Origin of the sequence: Methylotenera sp. (assembly GCF_030684185.1) — a bacterium.
In the GTDB taxonomy this organism is placed as follows: Bacteria; Pseudomonadota; Gammaproteobacteria; order Burkholderiales; family Methylophilaceae; genus Methylotenera.
On record NZ_JAUXOY010000003.1, the window covers coordinates 1 to 22,281 of the forward strand.

Consider the following 22,281-nt stretch of genomic DNA (forward strand, 5'->3'; position numbering starts at 1 on the left):
GTCATATATAAATTAACCTGTTTATCTGAAATGTGATTACCTGACACAGCGCCTCCTTATGGTTTGCTGTGCAGAACTCTATCAGATCAACTAGACAAGTTAATTGTCGCTAGACCAGACAAGATAATTGTCGCTCAATATTTATCCCAGATTTTCCATTAGGCTAAAGATCCCTCCCCCTTGCAGGGGGAGGGGTTAGGGAGGGGGTCGAAACGTGGCAATGTTGCTGCTCTACCCCCGTCCTAGCCTTCCCCCTGCAAGGGGGAAGGAACGGTTCGGTTCTAATGGAAAATCTGGGTTTATTGCATCATTCCATTTTTTGCAGCCGTATTGCATCCGATGTTTTTTTGACGGCATTTTTAACGGTATACCAAATATCGCTAAAGTAGATTGATATTTCTGGATGACGGAGTATGAGTGGGATTGTTTGAGGACGCAGCGTAAAATGGAGTTAAGCATATAACATCCTAAAAATATGTAAGTTTTAGGATGTTGCAATCAAGTAAATAGTTTGTAAGTAATTGATATTGCAGGAAGCGATTTTCTAAATCATATGCAAAAATTAACTGACTTATGCACATTACCTAAAGTTTTACTTTAACTATGCCAGATAAACCATACAAATCAATTCTCGACATGCAACTTATTGATTTTTATGAATTAAATATTTTGATTACTATTTATACGGTTTTTATAAAACCCTTTTAAAACGGTAAGTTACGATTATATTTCACAGATAATCACAGAGTTATCCACAGATTTTGTGGAGAGTGCTTTTGGTCTCAATGCCTGTAAAAAAGTCAATAATTTAAATTATTTATTTTGTTTGACGGTATGCAATTCAGCTCTGTGTTTTCGTTTCCATAGGTCTAAGTACATATCAGATTTATTAAGTAAGTCTTCATTCATCTCTTCATACTCGGTAGCTGGTGGCAAGGCTACATCCTTAGAAATTGCCGAATAGCCTAAGCCTAATTTGCCGCCATGCACTTTAAAGCCGATAAATTCCAATATGGTTGGGAACATATCAAAAGGCAAAATATCCTCACGGTTTTTACTAATTGGATTGTTAGAAATAAATCGGTTATAAATATGACGCTCTTTTATTGTTTTTAGTTTTTCATATACAGGGTTTTCCATCGCAAGGTGATCACCCAATATCACTACACTGGTGTCTTTTAAATATCCACTTTTTGTGATGAACTCTACAAGTTCAGAAACCTGATTTGCAGAGCATTCAACGATACCTTCAAAATCCTTGATGCCACGTGCTTTACAATACTTTGAAAAATGGCCATCTGGGCCATGTGTATCAATAGTGGTGAAAGTTAGGTTGAAGGGCTGCTGTCTTGCGTGTAATTTAATCAGCTTTGCTTTGACGATTTTTAATAAATCATCGTCATACAAGCCCCAGTAATTCATATCTGTAGATTTTAGATTACCTTTTAACTCTTCACGGCCATAGATTTCATCGTAATGATGATCTTGAAAGAACATGCCCTTGCCCGCGAAGGCGAGTGCATCGCCACCTATGTACACATTGTAATAACCAGCATCGTGCAATATATCACCCAAGCAAACAGCATTTGGTAAAAAGCTTTTAATTTTTTTGCCTTGATCATTGCCATCATACAAACTCACACTTTTAAGTGGCAAAGCACATTGTGTTGAAATAATACCTGCAATTGTCCACCAGCTTCCAGGTGCTGTTTTGTAGTTGGCAAAACTAACCCCTTTTAGATGGTCCAGGGAGCTGAGTAGATTTTTACCGAATAGGACAGGATTTTTGTAGGAATCTTCCAAGCTTTCAACATAGATAAGCACAAGGTTTTTAGGCTTCACCTGACTGACTTCGACTTCTGAAGGTGCAATATAATGTGCAGCAAAGTAGTCTTTGCCAAACTGGTGTTGAATAAAAACAGTGAGTGAAAATTGCATGCCAAAATAGACGCCAGCAATGACGAGGGTGTATAAAGGTGCCCGATGCCCAATAAACCAATAAAAAACTTTTACAAAATGAATGTTTGCGTGGCGAGCAGGCCTTGTTAGCCAATGTGTAGAGCCGTGAGTCAGAAACAATGCAATTGAATATTCAACCAGCACTAAGAGTATAGAAATAAGCAAAGGAAGGACAATGCACCAGCTCAAAAAACTTTTGATGATTGCGGCATCAGTATCAACCAATCCCTGTACGCCAAATTGAGCATGGTAAAGAATCTGTTCGAGCGAAGGCTCTCCAAAATTGTCCGCAATCCAATAGGCAATTGAAATTAAAAAGAATGCACCAAGATAGGTAAGGAACCTAATGAATCCTCGTACAGCATGCCGATGGCGATTATGAAGTTTTTGAATACGACTCAGCATAGCTAATCTATCGGTAGCGATTTATTTGAAGCTTGCATATCCTCAGCTTTTATTGGGGCGCTGTGAAATAAACTGACATGCTACCGCGCTGGCGTAGGGCAGGCACTGCAGTGATAACATTGCTACCCATAGTTGGGCATCAATGTTATTAAATCCCCTTGTAGACAGCATGAAAAAGCTACATAAAGCGAGCGCTATCAATAGCGTGACTTCTTCAATAATCGGATTGAGAATTTCCAATTTTTTGCTTATGTTTTTTCCTTTAGCCGTGACTTTGAATACACCGTCTTTTTTAACAATCCCCATAATTACCCCTCTGGCAATAGCATGAGATAAGCCTAGGCTGGCAAGAGATGCACCAAAAATATCAACCCAACTACAGTTCATGGTTTTTCTATAGAGAATAGGGCCAAGTGCAGCTTTAATAACCAGGAAACACAAAATTGGCACTATCATAATAGTGACTGGCAAGCTAAATGCTGTTGGGAAAGCCAACATCGCAATTGTCCAGCCAATAGAGCCTATTGTGAAAAAAAGCTGCAAGGCATCGCCCAGCCAACCAAACCAGCCAGTTAAGAAGTGATAGCGCTGGCCAAAAGTCAGCGTGGAATCTCCTAGTAATTTAGGTAGATGATGTTTGAGAATTTGCATAGCACCAAATGCCCAGCGGAAACGCTGTGATTTAAGTGCTTTGAAGTCAGCAGGTGTTAAGCCGCGGCCAAAAGTATCATCAATGTATCTAAGTTCATAGCCATTTTCAAGTAAGCGTAAGCCTAGCTCGGTATCTTCGCAAATGCACCATTCGGACCATTTTCCGTTATCAACCAGCGCCTGATGTCGAACCAATGTCATGGTGCCGTGCTGGATTAAAGCGTTGCGCTCATGGCGGTGGTGCATGCCGATGCGGAAAAATCCTTCGAATTCCCAGTTACTCATTCGGCGAAAGAAGTTGTTTTCCCATTCCCTATGGGCTTGAGGCGCCTGTACGACGGCAACTTTTGGTTCGGTAAAATGTGGTACCAAGTCAGATAGCCAATCTGCGGTGACTTCGTAGTCTGCATCTACCACACCAATAACTTGCGCTTTTGGATTGGTTTGACCCAGTGCAAAATTTAAAGCACCTGCTTTAAAACCTGGCCATTGCGGTAAATGGAAAAACCGGAAATTATCCGGCATTTTCGCCATATAGGCTTCTAATGGCTTCCATTTGGCTTCATCTTTAGTATTGTTGTCGACCACAATCACTTCAAAATTAGTGTAATTAAGGTTGGCCAGACTCTTAATGGTGGTAATGACCATCTCCGGAGGCTCATTGTAACAAGCCAAGTGAATGGAAACGAATAGTTCCTGGTCGGCAGGTAAAGGTTTCGCACGTTTGTAAGCGCGTTTCCAACCGCCCTTAAACATCACTTCGCTAAACTCTACGCCATAAATCATCAATACCGCAGAGGTGAGTCCCATGCCAATAATTAAAGCGATTAGCACGATAAAGTCACGTAGCGTATAGTAATAGTCACCGGGCAAATTCCAGGCGACTACCAGGGTGGTAATGCAGGCTTGCAGTAAGACGGCCATCGAGAATCGTCCACCTAGGCCCCATTGCCTAAAACGATAACCAATAAAGAGGATGGGTAAAAAGGCTAACAAAGTGGCCCACAAAGCCTTTTCTTCCCAGCGACTGTCTTTCGGAACAGCGCCGTGTAATGAGTACTTTTCGTGACGATCGGCAGAAAACATTCCCCAGTAGGGGCCAGCCCAGCCTTCAATTTTTTGCTTCCAAGGTTGATCAAATGCTTCCATCAAGTAATAGTCATAGTTCTTATGCACAGTTTTTGCTAAAAACTCTCTTACAAAGCGTGCCTGATTGACATCTGATGCGACTGCGGCACCTAGCGTTGGGCCATGGCTAGGCCAGCCGATTTCAGTAATGACGATTTTCTTGCGGGGAAATGTTTCCATCAGCTCTTTATAGCGACTGAGTGAGTAATCAACGGCGTTTTCGACTGGCAAGCCTTCATGGTAAGGGAGTAAATGCACCGCGATATAATCGACATGCTTGACCATCTCTGGATTTTTGAGCCAGACATGCCAGGGCTCAGCGGTCGAAATAGGTAATTTTGTGGTTTTACGCACTTCATCCAGATAGCTAAAGAGTGCTTCTGGTGTGAGATCTTTTCTAAGCAATACTTCGTTACCCACAATGGCACGTTCAATATGAGGGTAGTTTTGAATTTTAGCTTTTAGTGCATCAACTTCACGGCGATTGGCGTTTAAATCACTATCCAGCCATGCGCCAGCGGTGATATAAAAACCGAGATTTGAGGCAAGGGCAGTGACTTCGCTATTTTCCAGGGCGCCGTATATGCGAATACGGTTGGTAAGCGGCCTTAATATTTTAAGATCATGCTCCAGTTCAGCTGTGCTTGGATATTCTTTATCAAGCGGACTTTGACTTTCTTGAAAACCGCTATAAGCAAAACCATGCACGATGGTTGGCGCGTTCATAACTGGTAATGAGCGATTGAAAATGCTCCATATACCAAAATGAATTAAACCGATGATGGCCGCAAATATGAATGGGCTGATAAAGCGCTTGAGTGGGGCAATCATAAAAATTAGCGAGTATTTCCTGAAATAATTAATGAGTCGAGAGTTGACGCTTAGGCCAGGTGCCAGCTGCTATCAGCATGCTGATAGCTAACCAAAGGGCTGCGAGTAAATTCTTAGGTTCTAAGTATAGACAATATGCAGCGGATACAATTAAGAGCACATGCAGTAAAAAGTAAAGTTGTAACTTTGGCCTGACGTTTTGCTTAAGTAAATATAAACCTAGCGAGAGTTGTATTGCTGGCAGTGCATACAAACTGATTGAAAAATCACGGTAGCGGCCATCTATGATTAACAGCATGCTTAATGTAATTGCAGCCAGCAGCAATAGTGTTAAACAAACTTGTAACAAACGTAGGTTGTTGGCGTTAGCTTTGCTCACAGTCCAAATGATGCTGATGATTGCAATCCAGCCAGTCACTGCTACGCCCCCTAAAGCTAGCCACTCATCTCTATTTTGACACGCGGTTAATAAATATTCGGTTTGCAATAAAGTGCTGATTCCAAACAAGGCGCCTAAACTTGCCAGCGCAATTAAAGCTGATTTGCGGCGTTCATTCAGGTAAAGACTTAAGCCTAAAAATAACAGCGCACCCAGGCCGCCGAAAAGTAATGGTCGTAACCCGTCCGCACGGGCTTTAACGTCACCATTGAATAAAAACTTGGGTGTAAGGTTGGTGTTGTAGATTCCCCAGTAACCGCCCACCGTGCCTTCTAGCTTACGCTTCCAAGGTTGGTCTATTGCTTCAATGAGATTGTAGTTCCAGTTTTTGTCATGGGCGAGCTGGAGGAAACCGCGCATGTAAAGTGCCTGATTGATGACGCCTGGCTGCGATTCTTGACGCTGCCTGCCAACCGATGGCCAGCCTGTCTCGCCAATCAAAATCGGTTTTTTGAAAGTATCTTTGAGCAAATTCATCACATTGCTAGCATGGTCTAAAGCATGCTCTATGGGTTGCGGATTGTCTTCCCAGTAGGGGAGGATATGCACAGTCACAAAATCTACAGAGTCTTCCAAGGCTGGATGTTTGCGCCAAAACTCCCAGACGTCAGCGTAAGTAACAGGCACAAGGGTTGCTTGCTTTGCCTTAGTTAAGTAAGCTTTCATTGCTGCTTCGGTCTGCTCTCCCCGCAGTAATACTTCATTGCCGACAATGAGTGCTTTGATGGTTTTAGGGTGTTTATTTGCGACTGCAATGGCTAAATCAAGTTCTTTATCATTCAGAGCTTTTACCCAGCCTATCCACGCGCCTAAGTATACTTGCATACCTAATTTAGAGGCTGCCTCTGGAACGTAATCCAAGCCCTGGCTTACAGAATAAATGCGCACACAATTGAATTGTTTAGAGAGCAGTGTTAAATCCTGATCAATTTGTGCAGAATCAATTAACGTGTTGGGATTGAGCGGTGTTTGTCCCGGCTGGTAGTAAGGCGAATATGACACGCACTGGAGTTTGCCATCGTCAGGTAGTTGAGGTTCTATAATCGCTGTAGCTTGATTTTGCTGCCAAAGCCAAATGCTAAGCAGTGTCAGTAATGTAATATTAAATAGAGTGAAATGCCATGTTGGTTTTGGGCTGGATATAGTCATAAATTTCTGGAGCTGAAGTCAAGCCTTTGATGGGTAAATCAAGTAATCGTCTATGATAATCCAGCCGTTAAACAAAACAAAATTTAACGCATAAAAATATCAGTATATTTACTTCGCTGACGGGGCTCACGTTACAATAGCACCTTTGAAAAATCGTTGAGAAATTCGCATGAAAAAACTGTTTTTACTTCTCTTGGTAATCGCCAGTGCGGCTTTGGTTAACCCGGCAGAAGCGAAACCTATTTTTACTGGCGCTGATTATAGCGGTGTTTATGCTTGTAAAGGTAGCAACAGCAAAGTTGGGAACTATGAAGTACAGGCAACCTTAACGCTTAATCGCTCAATTAGCCAAGGTGCTTACGGTGTGTATGACTTTAACACAGAGACAGAAAACTCTTTGGTATATAGAGGGCAAGCCATTGCTAATGGTTATAAGCTTGCACTGACATTTAATTTGCTCGATGGCCTTCGGGCTGAATTTAGCACGGGGATTGCTGATGTTAAAAGAGTGTCATCTACCCGCTGGGCTTACACTAATCATTACTATGAGCCTAATAGCAGCGGCGGTGATTATGGTACTGAGTATTGCGTGATGAAAAAACCTGTCAAAATAGCCAAGAAGGTAAAAAGCGCAACAGTTAAAAAGGCCGTTGTTACGGAGTGATAAGTATTGAATACTAGTGTGGTTTACGTGTGAGTTTAACCGTTTGCAGTAGTGAGTGGAAGTTATTGCTATTGAGTACCAAAAACTCGTTTAGTCTAGCTGCGTAAATCGGGTCGTTTATTTCACTCCCTAACTTATCTATAGCGGGGTGACACATTAAAGCGGGCGTACCTAAGCTGTTGTTGGCGGCTGATATCCAAGCGCCAAGCAGTTTTTCATAATCTTTACTATCACCGGTAAAACTATAAACACCCAGTAAATCCCCGCTACAATCAAAGCCCATGCTTTTAGCTTTACTTTCTAAAGCATTTGCGCCAAGCAGCTTAATGATTTTACCTTTAAAACCATCGCTGGCTGGTGGTTTTGCAATACGTATCCAAGGTAATTTTTTGCTGTATCGCTGCTTTAAAATATCAAGTAAGGCATCACGAATTTGCGGTAATTGATGCACATGCTGATGCCCATCTACATAGTCTGGTGCTGTACCAAGCGCATCTTCAAAACGGTCTAGCTGCCTATGAATACTTAGTCGTATGGTTTGGGCAGGTAAACATCTAAGTAAACTGCGGGCTATTAATACAGGATGAGCATTAGCATCGCCAAACTGGGTGAAATCAAGGTGTAAGCCAATATCCGCTTTGTTTCTTATTTCTGGCGTGAGTGATTTTGCGGCCTCGGCCCAGCGTGGGCTAAGCACCATGCATGAAGCCGCACTGAGTCTGTTTTGTTGAATCAGATGAATAATCCCCGCGTCAATCGCGAGGCTTTGTGCATAATCATCAGCACATACAATAAGAGGCTTCATAGCACGCCCTTAAATGCCCAATAGCGACTTAATAAATAAGTGGACACTGCAATGATAACCATGACAAAGCCGAGCACCAGCCAAAAAGGCATTTGCGTGAATCGTAAAGTCCCTATGACCAAAGATTGATTGGCAATAAAGCCTGCTACCGCGATTGCCAGAAAACGTGGTAAAGCCTGTTTATGCGTAGCGCTTTGACTGGAAAAACTTAATTTGCTGTGTCCAAAATAGCTCACGGGAAATGCGCTTAGAAAACCGATGATATTGGCTTGAGTTGGCGGTAACAGCTGGCTCCACTCGAGTCCAACTGCAATCACATAATGCACGGCGGCCGCGATGATGCCGATGACTGTGAACCATGTGAGCGACTTAGCGTGTGTTTGGCGCATTAAGCGGTTTTGTTGATTATTTGAGGCTTGGTTACTTCTGCCACAATGTAAGGTGGGCGACCTTTTACTTCATCGTAAATACGTGCCAAATACTCACCTAATATACCAATAAACAAAAGTTGTACGCCAGCAAAAAACATCATGCCAGCGACGATGGTAGGCCAGCCTGGAACGGACTCATCGAAAAACAGATGATCTATCACCACGTACATACCATAAATAAAGGCGAAGAATGCGAGCGACGCGCCAAGGGCACTGGCTAAACGCAGTGGCATGACAGAGAAGCTTGTAACACCTGTCCAGGCAAGCTGCATGAGCTTTAGTTTGGAAAACGCGCTTTCACCGTGTGAACGTGGCAAAGGCGTAAAGGGAATGCCAACAGAGTTATAACCAACCCAAGCGTATATACCTTTCATGAAGCGGTTGCGTTCTGGTAAAGAGAGCAGGGCGTTCACCACTTGTCTGTCCATCAGGCGAAAATCGCCTGCATCTCTTGGAATGTGGATTTGACCGCCCAAACTGATGGCGCGGTAGAAAATGCGTGAGCCCCAGCGTTTAAAGTGCGACTCTGACTCACGGTCTTGACGCACAGCATATACCATATCGTAGCCTAGTCGCCATTTTTCCAGCATTTTCTCCAGCAACGTAGATGAGTGCTGCCCGTCTGCATCCATACAAATCACTATGTCACCACTTGCATGTTCTAAGCCTGCGGTAATGGCATATTCTTTGCCAAAATTGCGGGAAAATCTCACCAAACTCGTACGCAATTCAGACGACAGATATCTAATCACTTGGGCAGTTTGATCGTGGCTGCCATCGTCAATCACAACGATATCCCAATGCGGACTAAGCTGCGCCAGATGCTCTGCAATGTTATCTACAGTATTGACGATAGTTGCGGCTTCATTGAAGGCGGGCACGATTACCGTGATATGCGGTTGTGTGTTGTTTCGTGAAGTAACGATATTTTTGGTCATTGATTTAATCTCGTGGTGCCGCATGTGGACGGCGATCTTCACCTGTTAAATTCCGTCGATCTTTAACAATGGCCAGTGGAGTGTCTAAGCGTTCGATCGTTCCGATTATTTTGCCTTTAAGCACTTTATCGCAATTCATGTTAGTGCTCGAAATATAAAAGTCAGCAGCTACCCAATCTTCAGTGATGGTGAACCGTTTATCCAGATAGGCGCGGCCTTGAAAAGCTTCGGCGCAAATCGCAACCGAATATATTTTTTTATGCGATTTTGGTAATTTCATTTGTTCTGCATCAATATAAAATTTTAATAGCTTGGTTGCGTCTATTAAGCTACTCGACCAATAGTCGCCTTCCCAATCATGCACATCCTTCTTGAAGTTTTCACCTGCAAAATAATTGTAGTATACATACTGATAAGGATGAAGTGCATACAGCGTATAGATGGTGTTTGAAGTTAATAGTATGCAAAATGCGATAAGGCCCAAACGCAATTTTTTATATGGGTTCAAAATATCGAATGCTGTGGATAAGCCAATGCCGGCAGCAATTGAAAGTACTGGTATGATAAAGGTGAAGTGTCTGACACCGTTGTAAAGCGCAGGCCGGTCATAAAGCACAAATAATAGGGGCGTGATTATTGCAATCGCAACACTGATATCGGGTAAATGGTTTGCTGGACGTATTTTTTTTATTTTAATTAACAGAATAACTGCTGCGCTCAATAAACCAAGCAAAAAAACTTCAGGTAATCTAACAGATAAATACTGTAATAAATAAGTGCGAGGTACGTCACCAATACTGACAAACACACCGTCAACTATCGTATTCATATTAAACGCAAAATGAGAAAACGATTTTGCGGCAATGAAAATATGGCTCAAACCCATTACAGCCCAAGGCCAAAAAATAGCCATTAAGCAAAAAGCAGCAATGCCTGCTGGCAATAAGCTTAAAATACTTTGCCAGTAATAGCTTAGTCTGTGTTTGAAAGTTCCTGCATTTAGTAAACCTGCTATCAAGACTAACAAAATGATGTAGATTACTGCAAATGCGCCACCGATTCTTAGGCCCAATGCAAGGCCTGTTGCCACGCCTAATTTGAGACTTAAATGTAGGGGGACGCGCGGCAGGTGTCTGGAAACGAGGATGGTGTAATACAGTGCCCAGGCCATGCACGCACCAAACGACACATCTTTGGTATGGGTAAACATGGCGCCAGTCCATGCTCCCGTTAAGCAGAGCAACAGTACCGCTAAAAATGCAGCCCGCTCATCAGCAAGTTCACGTGTGCATTTATACACAGCAATCATTCCGGCATAACCAAAGGCTGCTGAAAGTAGGTGCCGAATATCCCAAACCCAAAGCGGTAGTATCTTTTCTAAAATGGCCGCGATTAAATCAAAAAAGCCGCCATAGAGATAAAGATTTTTGTACATAAATGCTGATTGATCGGTAAAGCCTGAGCCGTAAAACTTTAACAGCAGCTGACCATAAACGTGTTGAACTTGCTCGTCATTGCTAATACCGTACTGTTTAAACGTTAGCAAAATAAAAATAGCTAATGCCGCAAAAAGCACATAAGAAAGTTTTTCGAACAAATTTAATGTCATAGCGTTTGGTTTTAAGCTCACAAAGGTGGCAGGATTATACCTTCATGTCATTTTTTCTTATATCCAAGATACACACTTAATCTAAAGATATACACTATAAACTAGAGTGGTTTGCTATTTGTAATCAAAGAGGGATTAACGAGAGTTTGCTAGCTGCCAATTGCCATAGAGCTTCAGTTTTTTCTTAAGCAATAATATGTAAAATTGAAGTTGCGTTCCATAAGTTTGCGTATATCGGCACAAGCAAAAAAGGCTTTAGTTTTAAAAAGTTACTGGGCTGTTTGTTGACGTTGATATTCCAAACGTTTCATTTTAAGGTAATCTATTCGTTCCAGTTCATGCAATTGGCGGGCATACAGCTCCGTAGCGCTGTACCATCGCTGTAGCCGTAACTCTAGCTGGTCCTGGCGTGCAGATGACATCTCGGCAATATAAGTATCTATCGCCAGGTAATAGCGCATGGTATTGCGTTCTACAACACCGCGTACCCCTTTAATATAGGCAGGTTGACCATCATCCAGCTTGCCGTTAATGGTGAATCCAACTTTGTTTCTACCTACAGTTGCAAGATAGGTTTTCATAGCAAGGCGACCAGATAATCCAAAGGAGTAGGCATAAGTGAAATGTAGAAATGTATGCCCATCATTGAGAGGTGTAGCTTCAACCCATATACGGTAATTACTTGTACCTAAAGGCCCGCTCTGAGCACTGAGTTGCACTGCAAAGTATTCCGGCGTTGTGGCCATTTCACGATAGTTAAAATTTACCCGATAGGCATCTGCTAATGATTGCCCTAATTTATTGCCTATATCTACTGTGAGAACACTGCCTGACTTGGTGGTGGAGGCATGGCAGTATTTAATGTTGACATGTAATATAAGCGCATCACACCAATTATCAGGGTTGTTGAGCGCTTCATTCACTTTAATGAATGGGTAATCTACTACGGCGTAAATTTCACCCTTTAAATCGTTCGGGCTTTCTTCTGAGTTTAAGTACAGTTGACGTTGATATTGATTGTTGTTGAGTTGCTTGGTTAATTCTGTGTACTTATCTCGTAACTTGTTTGCTGCAGCATCTGATTGCGCAGCAAAAGAGTTTCCGCAGAATAAGCATATAAGCCCGATAAGTGAAAATACTGAAATCCTGTTTAACGATATTGTCTTGAATAGACAATTAAAGCACATGCTTTTTATGCTGATTTGTAAATTAGGTAAATTCAGAGTCATATATGCACCTATAACCAACGTGCCCACAAGCGAGCCGCTCTTTCTTTGAGGCGCACGCTAATTGAACGCGCTCTCCATTCATCAAGGGTGATGAGTGTAGAAGATTCAAGGTCCATTTCGAACATATTTTGCATTTGCAAACCAAAGTCCTGCCCCAGCAGTACTGCATTGATTTCCTGGTTATTGGTGAAACTGCGCCAGTCCAGATTAGTTGAGCCAACTGTTGACCAAACACCGTCTATCATCGCAGTTTTTGCGTGTAGCAATGCATCACGGCGTTCATAGATTTTTACGCCAGCGCACAATAGCTCCTCGTAATATGAACGTGATGCGTAAAATACCATGAGGGAATCTGTTTTTTCCGGCAATAATAGCCGTACGTCAACTCCGCGTTGAACAGCTTCTTTCAAAGCGGCAAGCAATTTTGGGTCGGGAACAAAATAGGCATTGGTGAGTGAGACTCGGGTTTCAGCGCTATTGATAGCCGAGAGTAAGGTCACGTAAATCTGACTATACGGCTCTTCAGGTGAACTGCCGATAGCACGCACAACTTCATTGCCTTTATTTGTTTGCTCAGGAAAATAATCTCGGGTGGCTAATAACGCTCCCTTTTGCTCATTCCATGTTGCCATAAACAGCTTCTGAAATTCGTTGACCACAGGCCCGACTAAACGCAAATGCGTATCTCGCCACTGCTGGTCGCCCTTGGTTGATCTAGATTTACCGAATGAGCCGCTGGAATATACGCTACTAATGTTAATGCCGCCAACAAAGGCAACCTGTCCGTCTACGATTAATAACTTGCGGTGATCTCGCCGGTTAACGTCCCAACCTTTACGGGTAGCGAGTGGGTTGATTGGGTTGAACTCTAAAACATTGACACCACTTTCTGTTAGCGGTTTGAAAAACGCTTTAGGCGTGCTGATAGAACCCACGCTGTCATAGATAAGATTCACCTGCACGCCGCTAATCTGTTTGCTGATTAATAGCTTGGCAAAGCGCTGGCCAATTTCATCATCTTCAATAATAAAAGTTTCCATGTTAATGCTGCTTTTCGCATTTTCTATGGCTAAAAACATCGCATCATAAGTGGTCGGACCATCAATCAGAAGCTCCACTTTATTTCCCACTACTAGTGGGCTGCCAACAATCTCTGCTTCAAGCGCAAGATGTTTGTCGAAAATATTAGTATCGTCGCCATTCTTTTTAAGTCTGGCAAGAACGGCTTTGCTTTGTTGGGCAGTTAGTGGGCCATGTGCACCATCAAGTTGCACAGCATGTTTCGGCTGCATCGCCATGTCTGGCACCATCGTGGGTATTGACGAACAGCCCGCCAGCAATGTCAGGAAAAGCGTAGGTGCAAATCGAAATATGCTGAGATTGTTAATTTTTATTAAGTACATGACGTCAACCTTAAATAATCATGAAACGCTATTAGTAAATGCTAGTAAACAAATCATGTGTGACAATAATTCATTCTGCAGTTTTTCATCTGTGCGTTAGCGCACTTTAAACCAATTAAGCTACTCAATTGATTTAGGCTTATTTTGAGATTTTTTAAAGATAATCTCTGCATATTTTCTAGTATGTGCGATACCGAACAGAAGCATTTGAAAGTGATTAGTAGTCTGTAGTAACAGAGAAGATGTCACATTTCTGCTGATAATCAATATGTTGTTTTGGTCTATTAAGTTGAGGTAATAACATGTTAAAAATACGAAATTTATTCCTGGTGTTAGGAATGTTGTTATGTACAACAGTTAATGCAGACGTTCGTATAAGCATTGGCATCAATGTGCCGGCATATCCTGAATTTGTAGTTGTTCCTGGTTACCCAGTTTATTATGCACCACGCATGGAAGCCAATATGTTTTTTTATGATGGGCTGTATTGGGTCTACCATAATGATAATTGGTATGAGAGCTCTTGGTATAATGGGCCTTGGTGGTTAGTCTATCCAGAAGATGTGCCGTTGTTCATACTAAGGATTCCAGTACGTTACTACCGAATGCCACCGGTCTATTTCATTGGCTGGCAGTTTAATGCACCCCCACGCTGGGGTGATCATTGGGGTCGTGATTGGAGTCAGCATAGACGCGGCTGGGATAAATGGGATCGCCGCTATGTGCCAGCCCCAGCGCCATTGCCTGCTTATCAACGACAATACTCAGGGGATCGCTACCCACGACAAGTGGAACAGCAGCGTGAACTTCATCAGAAGAACTACCGTTTCCAGCCACGTGACCCGGAGGTGCGCAGGCAGCATCAGGAGCAATCGACACCAAGAGCGCCTGTTCAACAGAACAATCGCCAGCAAGAAAGACAAATAGTGCCCGAGGACAGAGGATATAATCAGGATGAAAGACAAAGAGTGCCTGAGAATAGAGGTTCTAGCCAGCAAGATAACAGGCGTTATGAACCATCCCGTTCTGAGCCCTCGCAACAGACTGAACCGCGCCGGCAGAATAGACCTGACGCCCCGCATTCACGGTCACCGCAAGATGGAGGGATGAAAATTGAGAGGTCATCTCAAACTGAGACGATGCAAGAGCGCACCGAGAATGAGATACCAAGAAATCAGGCTACCAGGCAGCAACAAGGGCAGGAAGTTCTCCAGCGTGAGCAGAACGAACCAAGATCACAAGGCCAAAGAAATAAACAGCAAGGTGATGAAAGGCCTAGGGGGCAAGATAGAAGTCAGGATAGAGGTAAAGGTCGCGACGACTGATGTAATAAAAACAGCTATCTTCACGCCTAACTAAGCAAAAGCATTAAGTATTTTTAAATATAATTTAATAACCATCAGGAGGTTTAACATGAAACGTTTAATGATTGTCGCAGCAGTAGTTACTGCTGCTCTTAGCACCCCGGTATTGGCGGCAGATGTAGGAGTCTCGGTCAGTATTGGCCAGCCTGGCTTCTATGGCAGAATAGATATAGGAGACTACCCCTATCCTCAACCGCGGGTCATCTATACTCAGCCTAGAATAGTCGAGCGCGTGTATATAGAGCGCGAACCTATTTATATGCGCGTACCGCCTGGCCATGCTAAAAACTGGCGCAAGCACTGTCATAAATACAATGCCTGCGGTGAGCGCGTCTATTTTGTGCAAGATAACTGGTACAACCAGGAGTTCGCGCCGCGTTATCGTGAACAGCATCGTGGCTACCAAAATGACCGTCATGATGGATACAGGGACGATAATCGCGGTAAACAAAAAAATAATCATCCGGGCAAGGGCCATGACCGTGGTCGAAATCACTAAATACTGATACCCAATATTAGTTATGTAAAAGTTTTACTAAACACCTCTGCAAGTCTGTAGAGGTGTTTTTTATTTGCCGAGTTTAGATGGACTGCATTGCAATAATCATTGCAATATGTGCGTTAGCGTACAGAGTAATAGCGCAAACAAGCTCAATATTCGCTTATTGATGTGATTGATTCAACTTGAGTTAGCACACCATTTAGAATACCTTTTTTAGGGTTTAATTCTTAAAATAATATGGAGATTATCAATATGAAACAACTTAAATATATTTCTACAATGCTTGTTGCTGGAGTGCTGGTGACTACATTGGGTTGTGCTTCAACGTCCAATAAGAGCGAAGGTGCGACAACATCTAGCAAGGAGAGTGCAGGCGAGTATATTGATGATACCGTTATCACCGCAAAGGTAAAAGCAGCGGTACTGAATGAATCCACTTTAAAATCCGCTGAAATTAACGTTGAAACATTCAAAGGTGTCGTGCAGTTAAGCGGTTTTGTGAATTCGGAAGCTGATATTAAAAAAGCAGTAGAAGTTGCAAAAGGCGTTAAGGGTGTGACATCCGTTAAAAATGATATGCATCTTAAAACCAAATAGTCAATCTGCAAGTTTAATTAGGAGTATTAAAAATGCTTGAAACAATCGCGATTATATTACTTATCCTTTGGGTGCTTGGACTCGTTTCATCATACACCGTGGGTGGATTCATACACATTCTTTTAGTCATTGCAATTGTGATGATATTAGTTCGTTTCATAGGAAGATAGCTTTTAACAGTTACTCTTGATTAGTACTTTATAAGTTGTTCGTGTACAGCAGGTTATTTGGTGAAATGAATTGACTATTATCAGCAACTTTTTACTTAGGCTTGTTTATTATCAATATCAATTTAGAACACTATGAATTTAAGACGCTATGAATTTAAGACGCTATGAATTTACAACACAAGGAGAAGAAAAATGAATGCAGTCAAGATGTTGGCAATTGTACTAATTATCGCTGGCGGACTGGGTTTGATATACGGCGGTTTCACTTATACCAAGGATACCCATCAGGCCAAAATAGGCCCGATTGAGCTTTCAGTCAAGGATACCGAGACAGTCAATATTCCAGTTTGGGCTGGAATCGCATCAATGGTGGCGGGCGCATTTTTGCTGTTTGCACGCAAATAACATCAGCGATATTTTTTAGATATTAAGATATTAAGATATTAAGATATTGAGCAGTAATCAATTCAATAATTGGAGAAAAGTATGGAAAAGTTTGCAGATCAATTTAACAAAGATCATTTAATCAATGAATTTAAGGTGGTAGTTGCAGATGCAGAAGCTTTGCTGAAAGCGACTGCAAACACCGGCGGTGAGAAACTGGCCGAAGTGCGTGCCAGAGCGGAAGAGTCGCTCAGTATCGCAAAAGCTAGAATGCTGGATGCTCAAGCTGAAGTGCTTGCAAGATCTAAAGCTGCTGCCAAGGCCACCGATGAGTATGTACATGAAAATCCATGGCGCTCTATTGGTCTAGCCGCCAGCGTTGGTGTGGTCGTGGGTCTGCTTATTGGCCGTCGTTAGCCTGGATATAGTCATACAACTAGTCCTTATTGTAAGTAATAATACTGGTACTGTGAATTACGGGGCTAGTTCAAAATATTCATATTTTAGTTATAACGCTAGCGGTAAGAGATGATTGGTATCTTAATTGGTAAAAGGCTAATTCGAGTTTGATTATTTCTATGTCATTCAAAACGTCAAAACCGCTACCTCCAGGAATCTGAATATCGAGAAGTAATATATCTGGCTTGATTTTTTGTAACATATAACATGCCTGATGAAGATCACTAGCTTGTTCAACTCTGCTTATCCAGTCTAACTTTTCAACCAGTCGAATTAGCCTTCGGCGTGCTAGCGGCCCATCATCTACGATTAATACGCAAAAGCCTATCATGCAGACCTCCAAGGTATATCAAAAGATGCTCGATAGCGACTCTCTGAGATAACGCCTGATACGAAATTACATTCCTCTTGGAATCTGGTACTTAAACGCTCCGCAACATTGCGCAGCCCAGCTCCCATTCCAGGCGGACGGCTTCCCCTTGTTTCAATCGATGGCATGTCATTTTCCACCGTGATATGCAGTTGATCAGCTTCTCGACTGGCCTTGAGCGTGATTTCCACCAGACCGGACGTGGCGCCGACTCCGTGCTTGAGCGCGTTTTCAATCAGCGACTGGAGGATGAGGCTGGGGACCAGTGCGCTACGGACCTCCATTGGCACGTCAATACTGAAGGCCATGCGATCAGAGAAGCGTTCGCGCTCGATTTCCAGATGCTCCTTTTAAGCGTAATTATGAGGCTTAAAAGTGTCTACTGCATCTTGGTCGATTCAATATTCATAGCCATATTATGAAAGTAATTAGTGCCTGTTGAATTAGCTCCGGGTGGCTCTTTTCACTGAAATACTCACTTTACTTGAGAGTTACCCGCATATTCTTAGAATAGGTTCTTCCGACACGTACTTCAGACCCGTCACTTAACACTATAATCAGTTCAGAAAATGGTGCTTTCCTGATTTTTGCGATGGCAGTTCGTTTGACGATGTTGCTACGGTGAATGCGAATAAACTCATCAGAATCAAGCCGCTGTTCTAAGGATGTAAGAGTTTCTTGATATAAGTAACTTGTACCTGATACATGGATTCTTACATAGTCACGTTCCGCCTGAAATCTAATAATATTATCTTGCGTAACTCGTATGAATTCGCCTAAAGACTTAACCCAGAATTCTGCTGTTTGTCTAGATTGCGTTCTTAATGTTCCTTTAAGAGACGCTATCATTTCCTGTAACTCTGAGATTCGATCAGTCTGAATATGCGAACTTGCCGTTAACTTTGCTCTGTCCATGGCAATAGAAAATCTGGATGCGTCAATCGGCTTAGTCAGATAATCGACAGCATTGGCTTCAAAAGCACGTAATGCATATTGATCAAAAGCTGTGACAAATACTATTGCAGGTGGGTCACTTGCTAATTGCTCTAATACATCAAAGCCACTACCACCTGGCATCTGAATATCAAGTAGTAGAATATCTGGGCAGCATTTTTTAATTTTAAGTTGAGCTTCAATGGCATCCTTTGCTTCGTCAACTCGATCAATCCATTCTAGCTTGCCTAGCATGCGAATCAGGCGGCGTCTCGCTAGGGGCTCATCATCAACTACAAGTACGCTCAATTTAGTCATGCGATTTTAAATGGCAAATCGATTGAAGCTTGGTATCGACCAGGACGTATGATTCCCGAAGAAAACTGGCTATTTCCCTGAAAGCGCATATGTAGTCTCTCTTGTACATTCCGCAATCCGACGCCCATTCCAAAAGGGTTTTTGCGATCTGAGTTATCCAACGGAATATCATTTTCAACTGTTAGCACAAGCCGGTCAGACTTACTACTGGCCGTAAGTGAAATTTCTACTTGACCCGTGGCAGCACCCACGCCATGTTTAATTGCATTCTCAATTAAAGGTTGAAGAATCAAGCTAGGCACTAGCGCATCTTGTAACGCTTCAGGCATTTCAATCTTGAATGTTAAGCGGTCTAAGAATCGCTCTCGCTCAATGCCCAAATATTCTTCTTGTAATGCAATCTCTTCGGATAGTTTTACATCACTCATTGGATCAACCTCGAGCGTTGTGCGCATAAAAGTAGATAGTGACAGCACCATGCGTTCGGCACGGGTTGTTGCTCCTTCCTCAATTAACCCTGCAATAGAATTAAGCGTATTAAACAAAAAATGTGGATTTACTTGGTAACGAAGTGCCTGCATTTTGGAAGTAAGCGCAACTTCACGGATGGCGGCAAGCTGCAACTCTCGTTGACCAGTTTCAAAATTATCTGTCACTGCAAGAAATAGGCAATTCCAACCAAATACCATGGACACATATTGAATTAAAGTATAGCCAGAGTGAATCGGATCAGATGTCACTGATTGAGGGTACAAGTTTAGAAAGTCTATCGCCGTGTAAACGGGAACTGCAATGATTGTCATCACTAAACAGAGCAGTGCTTTGAGCGGAAATGAAAGACCTCGAACGCGTATTAGTATTCTTGCCATCACGTAAGTCATGAGCGCACTCACGCCAAATAATGTGAGTTTCAACGGTGCAGATTCTATGGGGTCAATCTTAACGAAATATCCTAATACGCAGTCAGCAAGAAACATGCATACCCAATAAATGAGGTTCAGCCGAAATGCAGCTTGAGTCAGGCAGGCCATGTCACTTTGTGATGGTAGTGAATTATTACTCGTTGTCATTTTTATATTATCGCCCAGCCTGCCATATGAGCTGAAGCAGTTCATCGGCAATTATTTGCTATTCGTAGAATTATTTGCACTTTATCGTCGTCGATTTGCATTTAATCGACAAAAAAAAATCAACTTATAACCATCTGATTATAATTTAAAAAAGCAACATTCTTGATTAGTAACTCTATGAGTAATTTATGGAAAATAGTCTACTCCGTTTTGCACTGACAATCGTCACGGCTCCTCTAATTGGGGATGCATTGGCACGTGGGAGCAATGCTGGCATGTCAAATTGTTGCTACAGCAACACTCTTTCTCAGTAGATCATTCCCTAATTCACAACGATTAGATAATAGCTTTAATTTGAATCACACTAGGAGTCTTAAATGAACACTAAAATTTTTACAACAACCTCTATCTTGTTACTTCTAGCTGGCTGCGCATCGGTTGCAGTCACAGACAAAGCCATTGAAGACCGGACTGCATTTGCGCTTAATTTAGAAAAAGGCAGTTTTAAAGTCATCGATAGAGCGAATGATGGACTAGAAACTAGTTACACCGTCACTACAAATACGGGTAAGAAATATAACTGCCGCGTGGAAGGTTCTTTCTCATTCGGTACGGGGCGGGTTGTTACCGACCCTGTTTGTAATGAGGTTGGTAAACCGGCGAATACTACCAAGTGTGACTCTCTATCAAAAGCTGCTGGTAAATGTAAATAATAATAAAAAATTAGGAGCTTTATGATTAAGAATGTAAGGGGTATGACGATGTTGGTGCCTGTTGTTGTGTTGCTTTCAAGCTGTGCAACTGGTGCTGGTGGATTCGACAGTATCAATTTTAACAACGCTGCCAGGGTGCATATCTTTACGCCAGAAGAGCAATCAAACATGACGTCAGATGGTGCTATTCCGACGATGATTACACCTTCTGAGTTGGTGGAACTCTCTAAGAGTGCAGGCAAAGTTGCCAAGCCAACTGGACATATATCCTACTGCAACGCAGGCTTGTTGAGTAAGTCAGCAAGAAGTGACGCGCTCAAGGCCATTGATGGAGCCTGTGGAGGCAAAGGTCAATTTACAATTGTGCGTGCTGTACCTATGCTAGATGCAGTTAACATTGCGGTAGGAGTCAGCTGTACTCGTTCAGAGATGATTATTTTCAGGTGCAATAGTGCGCAAGCTAAATTACGGTAGTTCTACTTAGTAATATGTGCCACCAAACTTTACATGAAAAAATAGTCATCAATCACGGTGTATGCCCCATGAACCTACTGAATCAAAATTGACAGTGTCAATTGCAATAGCCTAGGCACTCAGTGAATCTAGAACAATAATATACAACCCATTTAAAAAAGTTTGCCCCTACACAGGAATATTAACTTCAGCAGTTTGCTAAAAACAGAAGCGCATAATATGAAATTTCTAGGACTCCTATTTTTTACTACCCTATCATTGCCACTTCCAGCAGTTGCCTGTCCGAACGGCATGGTGTTCGTCGGGGATGGTTGCAGTCCTCCGTATGAATACACTGGCTGGGACTTGATGCGTGACCGTCGGGCTGCCATTGATGCCATGGGCTCCAACCATCGACCTTCTGGCCCTCCTCTGACCGCTGAGCAAGCGCGCAAATTGAACGAGGACATGAAACAGCTGGAAAAAGAAAAAGAGGAAAAAAGGAAGGTACTTGCAAAAGGCGTTTGGGATGTTGATTCTAAATCTACACCTGAAGGAAATCTTTGCGCGGCGGTTTTTTCCAAATACAAGCTTGACGAAGGCGGTATTGTGACGATTATGGGGTTCCAAAGCCCCAAGTCTGATGCATGGCTGATTTTTCAGGGTGTGGGACTACCCAAGTCAAAAAACGTGACGAAGATGAAAGTTACTCTCCAGCAGGATAATGAACCTGCGCAAACCCTTCAGGTATTTAACTACAGGGAATCAAAAGACGTAGGCACAATTATGTTTGCTGTGCCTGGGCTGACTGCGATGTTAAATGGTATGAGTGACACGCAAAGATTCAGGTTGTCAGATAACGGGAAAATGCTCTTGGATATTCAATGGACAGATGCCGCACCAGTTATCGAGAAACTCAAGCAGTGCGCAAAATAGTGCAGTGGAGCAAATAGGTTGTTGTCCGCCATGGCTCTGCCACCCAGCTCTAACAATCCATTCAGACCGCAAGGGTCTTCCACAATCTCGCTAGGTGGTAAACCACCAAGTCGATTGAGAAAGCGGGACGCCTAACGGCGCACCTTAATTCAAACGTTAGGTTTTGCAACTTTCAGGATGTATTGTCGTAAACCACGAAACTCATCCATATCGTTTAAAAAAGGAGTACGAATATGAACTTACCACAAAGGGCGTTGGAAGACATCAAGGTCAATGTGAAACTGAAGCTTGCAGCACTGTGGGCGAGTTTTATGTTTCTCTACATCTATGTAGATTATTTCCACTTATATATGCCGGGCTCCATAGAGGAT

23 protein-coding genes are annotated in these 22,281 nt (G+C 42.6%); 10 read left to right on the forward strand and 13 right to left on the reverse strand.

All coding sequences use genetic code 11. The features are described 5' to 3' along the window. Positions 1-813: 813 nt before the first annotated feature. From Q8J82_RS00060 to Q8J82_RS00070, 3 genes are read right to left on the reverse strand one after another with little or no spacing between them, the layout of a single operon-like run. Entirely contained in the window at positions 814-2,364 is a 1,551-nt protein-coding gene (locus Q8J82_RS00060) for a sulfatase-like hydrolase/transferase (RefSeq protein ID WP_305327537.1), read from the reverse strand. A 42-nt stretch (positions 2,365-2,406) separates the two neighbouring features. After that, a complete protein-coding gene (locus Q8J82_RS00065) occupies positions 2,407-4,974 on the reverse strand; it encodes a glycosyltransferase (RefSeq protein WP_305327538.1) in 2,568 nt (855 codons plus the stop codon). A 28-nt stretch (positions 4,975-5,002) separates the two neighbouring features. Then, on the reverse strand, positions 5,003-6,562 hold the full coding sequence (locus tag Q8J82_RS00070) for a beta (1-6) glucan synthase (protein ID WP_305327539.1): 1,560 nt from the start codon (positions 6,560-6,562) through the stop codon (positions 5,003-5,005). A gap of 169 nt (positions 6,563-6,731) precedes the next feature. Here Q8J82_RS00070 and Q8J82_RS00075 point away from each other — a divergent pair, with 169 nt between their 5' ends. Next, complete coding sequence (locus Q8J82_RS00075; protein WP_305252139.1) at positions 6,732-7,226, forward strand: hypothetical protein; 495 nt, start codon at positions 6,732-6,734, stop codon at positions 7,224-7,226. Between the two features lie 13 nt (positions 7,227-7,239). On the opposite strand, the gene Q8J82_RS00080 is transcribed toward Q8J82_RS00075, so the two are convergent. From Q8J82_RS00080 to cls, 6 genes are all read right to left on the reverse strand, one after another. Then, complete coding sequence (locus Q8J82_RS00080; protein WP_305327540.1) at positions 7,240-8,031, reverse strand: ChbG/HpnK family deacetylase; 792 nt, start codon at positions 8,029-8,031, stop codon at positions 7,240-7,242. Continuing rightward, entirely contained in the window at positions 8,028-8,420 is a 393-nt protein-coding gene (locus tag Q8J82_RS00085; RefSeq protein WP_304890196.1) for a GtrA family protein, read from the reverse strand. Before Q8J82_RS00085 ends, Q8J82_RS00080 begins: the two co-directional genes overlap by 4 nt. Then, entirely contained in the window at positions 8,420-9,400 is a 981-nt protein-coding gene (locus Q8J82_RS00090; RefSeq protein ID WP_304908007.1) for a glycosyltransferase family 2 protein, read from the reverse strand. Before Q8J82_RS00090 ends, Q8J82_RS00085 begins: the two co-directional genes overlap by 1 nt. Before the next feature lie 4 nt (positions 9,401-9,404). Beyond that, positions 9,405-11,009 carry a glycosyltransferase family 39 protein gene (locus Q8J82_RS00095; RefSeq protein WP_305327541.1) on the reverse strand — a complete coding sequence of 535 codons (1,605 nt, stop codon included), beginning with the start codon at positions 11,007-11,009 and terminating at the stop codon, positions 9,405-9,407. 269 nt (positions 11,010-11,278) lie between these two features. Beyond that, on the reverse strand, positions 11,279-12,238 hold the full coding sequence (locus Q8J82_RS00100; protein ID WP_304908005.1) for a hypothetical protein: 960 nt from the start codon (positions 12,236-12,238) through the stop codon (positions 11,279-11,281). Positions 12,239-12,246: 8 nt separating this feature from the next. After that, a complete protein-coding gene (cls, locus tag Q8J82_RS00105; protein ID WP_305327542.1) occupies positions 12,247-13,641 on the reverse strand; it encodes a cardiolipin synthase in 1,395 nt (464 codons plus the stop codon). Between the two features lie 302 nt (positions 13,642-13,943). Here cls and Q8J82_RS00110 point away from each other — a divergent pair, with 302 nt between their 5' ends. The 6 genes from Q8J82_RS00110 to Q8J82_RS00135 all read left to right on the forward strand — a co-directional run bounded on the left by Q8J82_RS00110 (position 13,944) and on the right by Q8J82_RS00135 (position 17,075). Next, the gene (locus Q8J82_RS00110) at positions 13,944-14,966 is read left to right on the forward strand and encodes a hypothetical protein (RefSeq protein WP_305327543.1); all 1,023 of its coding nucleotides are present in this window, start codon (positions 13,944-13,946) and stop codon (positions 14,964-14,966) included. Positions 14,967-15,054: 88 nt separating this feature from the next. Continuing rightward, complete coding sequence (locus tag Q8J82_RS00115; RefSeq protein ID WP_304908002.1) at positions 15,055-15,504, forward strand: hypothetical protein; 450 nt, start codon at positions 15,055-15,057, stop codon at positions 15,502-15,504. Positions 15,505-15,759: 255 nt separating this feature from the next. Then, a complete protein-coding gene (locus tag Q8J82_RS00120; RefSeq protein WP_304890189.1) occupies positions 15,760-16,104 on the forward strand; it encodes a BON domain-containing protein in 345 nt (114 codons plus the stop codon). 32 nt (positions 16,105-16,136) lie between these two features. Beyond that, on the forward strand, positions 16,137-16,274 hold the full coding sequence (locus Q8J82_RS00125) for a lmo0937 family membrane protein (protein ID WP_304890188.1): 138 nt from the start codon (positions 16,137-16,139) through the stop codon (positions 16,272-16,274). Positions 16,275-16,466: 192 nt separating this feature from the next. Further along, complete coding sequence (locus Q8J82_RS00130) at positions 16,467-16,679, forward strand: hypothetical protein (RefSeq protein WP_304890187.1); 213 nt, start codon at positions 16,467-16,469, stop codon at positions 16,677-16,679. 81 nt (positions 16,680-16,760) lie between these two features. Next, on the forward strand, positions 16,761-17,075 hold the full coding sequence (locus tag Q8J82_RS00135) for a YqjD family protein (protein WP_304890186.1): 315 nt from the start codon (positions 16,761-16,763) through the stop codon (positions 17,073-17,075). Between the two features lie 79 nt (positions 17,076-17,154). Here Q8J82_RS00135 and Q8J82_RS00140 read toward each other — a convergent pair whose 3' ends face one another. From Q8J82_RS00140 to Q8J82_RS00150, 4 genes are all read right to left on the reverse strand, one after another. Further along, positions 17,155-17,448 (reverse strand): LytTR family DNA-binding domain-containing protein, encoded by a 294-nt coding sequence (locus Q8J82_RS00140; protein WP_305327544.1) that lies wholly within the window; start codon positions 17,446-17,448, stop codon positions 17,155-17,157. Beyond that, the gene (locus tag Q8J82_RS13260; RefSeq protein WP_370868598.1) at positions 17,445-17,795 is read right to left on the reverse strand and encodes an ATP-binding protein; all 351 of its coding nucleotides are present in this window, start codon (positions 17,793-17,795) and stop codon (positions 17,445-17,447) included. The genes Q8J82_RS00140 and Q8J82_RS13260 overlap by 4 nt, the downstream gene beginning before the upstream one ends. Positions 17,796-17,967: 172 nt before the next feature. Then, on the reverse strand, positions 17,968-18,729 hold the full coding sequence (locus tag Q8J82_RS00145) for a LytTR family DNA-binding domain-containing protein (RefSeq protein WP_305327545.1): 762 nt from the start codon (positions 18,727-18,729) through the stop codon (positions 17,968-17,970). Between the two features lie 5 nt (positions 18,730-18,734). Next, positions 18,735-19,808 carry a sensor histidine kinase gene (locus Q8J82_RS00150; RefSeq protein WP_305327546.1) on the reverse strand — a complete coding sequence of 358 codons (1,074 nt, stop codon included), beginning with the start codon at positions 19,806-19,808 and terminating at the stop codon, positions 18,735-18,737. Positions 19,809-20,185: 377 nt separating this feature from the next. Between Q8J82_RS00150 and Q8J82_RS00155 the strand changes: the two genes are divergently transcribed. The 3 genes from Q8J82_RS00155 to Q8J82_RS00165 all read left to right on the forward strand — a co-directional run bounded on the left by Q8J82_RS00155 (position 20,186) and on the right by Q8J82_RS00165 (position 21,910). Further along, positions 20,186-20,521, forward strand: a complete 336-nt coding sequence (locus tag Q8J82_RS00155) for a hypothetical protein (protein ID WP_304890182.1) — start codon at positions 20,186-20,188, stop codon at positions 20,519-20,521. Between the two features lie 21 nt (positions 20,522-20,542). Continuing rightward, positions 20,543-20,995 carry a hypothetical protein gene (locus Q8J82_RS00160; protein WP_304890181.1) on the forward strand — a complete coding sequence of 151 codons (453 nt, stop codon included), beginning with the start codon at positions 20,543-20,545 and terminating at the stop codon, positions 20,993-20,995. Positions 20,996-21,214: 219 nt separating this feature from the next. Beyond that, positions 21,215-21,910: a hypothetical protein gene (locus tag Q8J82_RS00165; RefSeq protein WP_304908685.1), complete on the forward strand. Its 696-nt coding sequence runs from the start codon at positions 21,215-21,217 to the stop codon at positions 21,908-21,910. Positions 21,911-22,281: the final 371 nt, after the last annotated feature.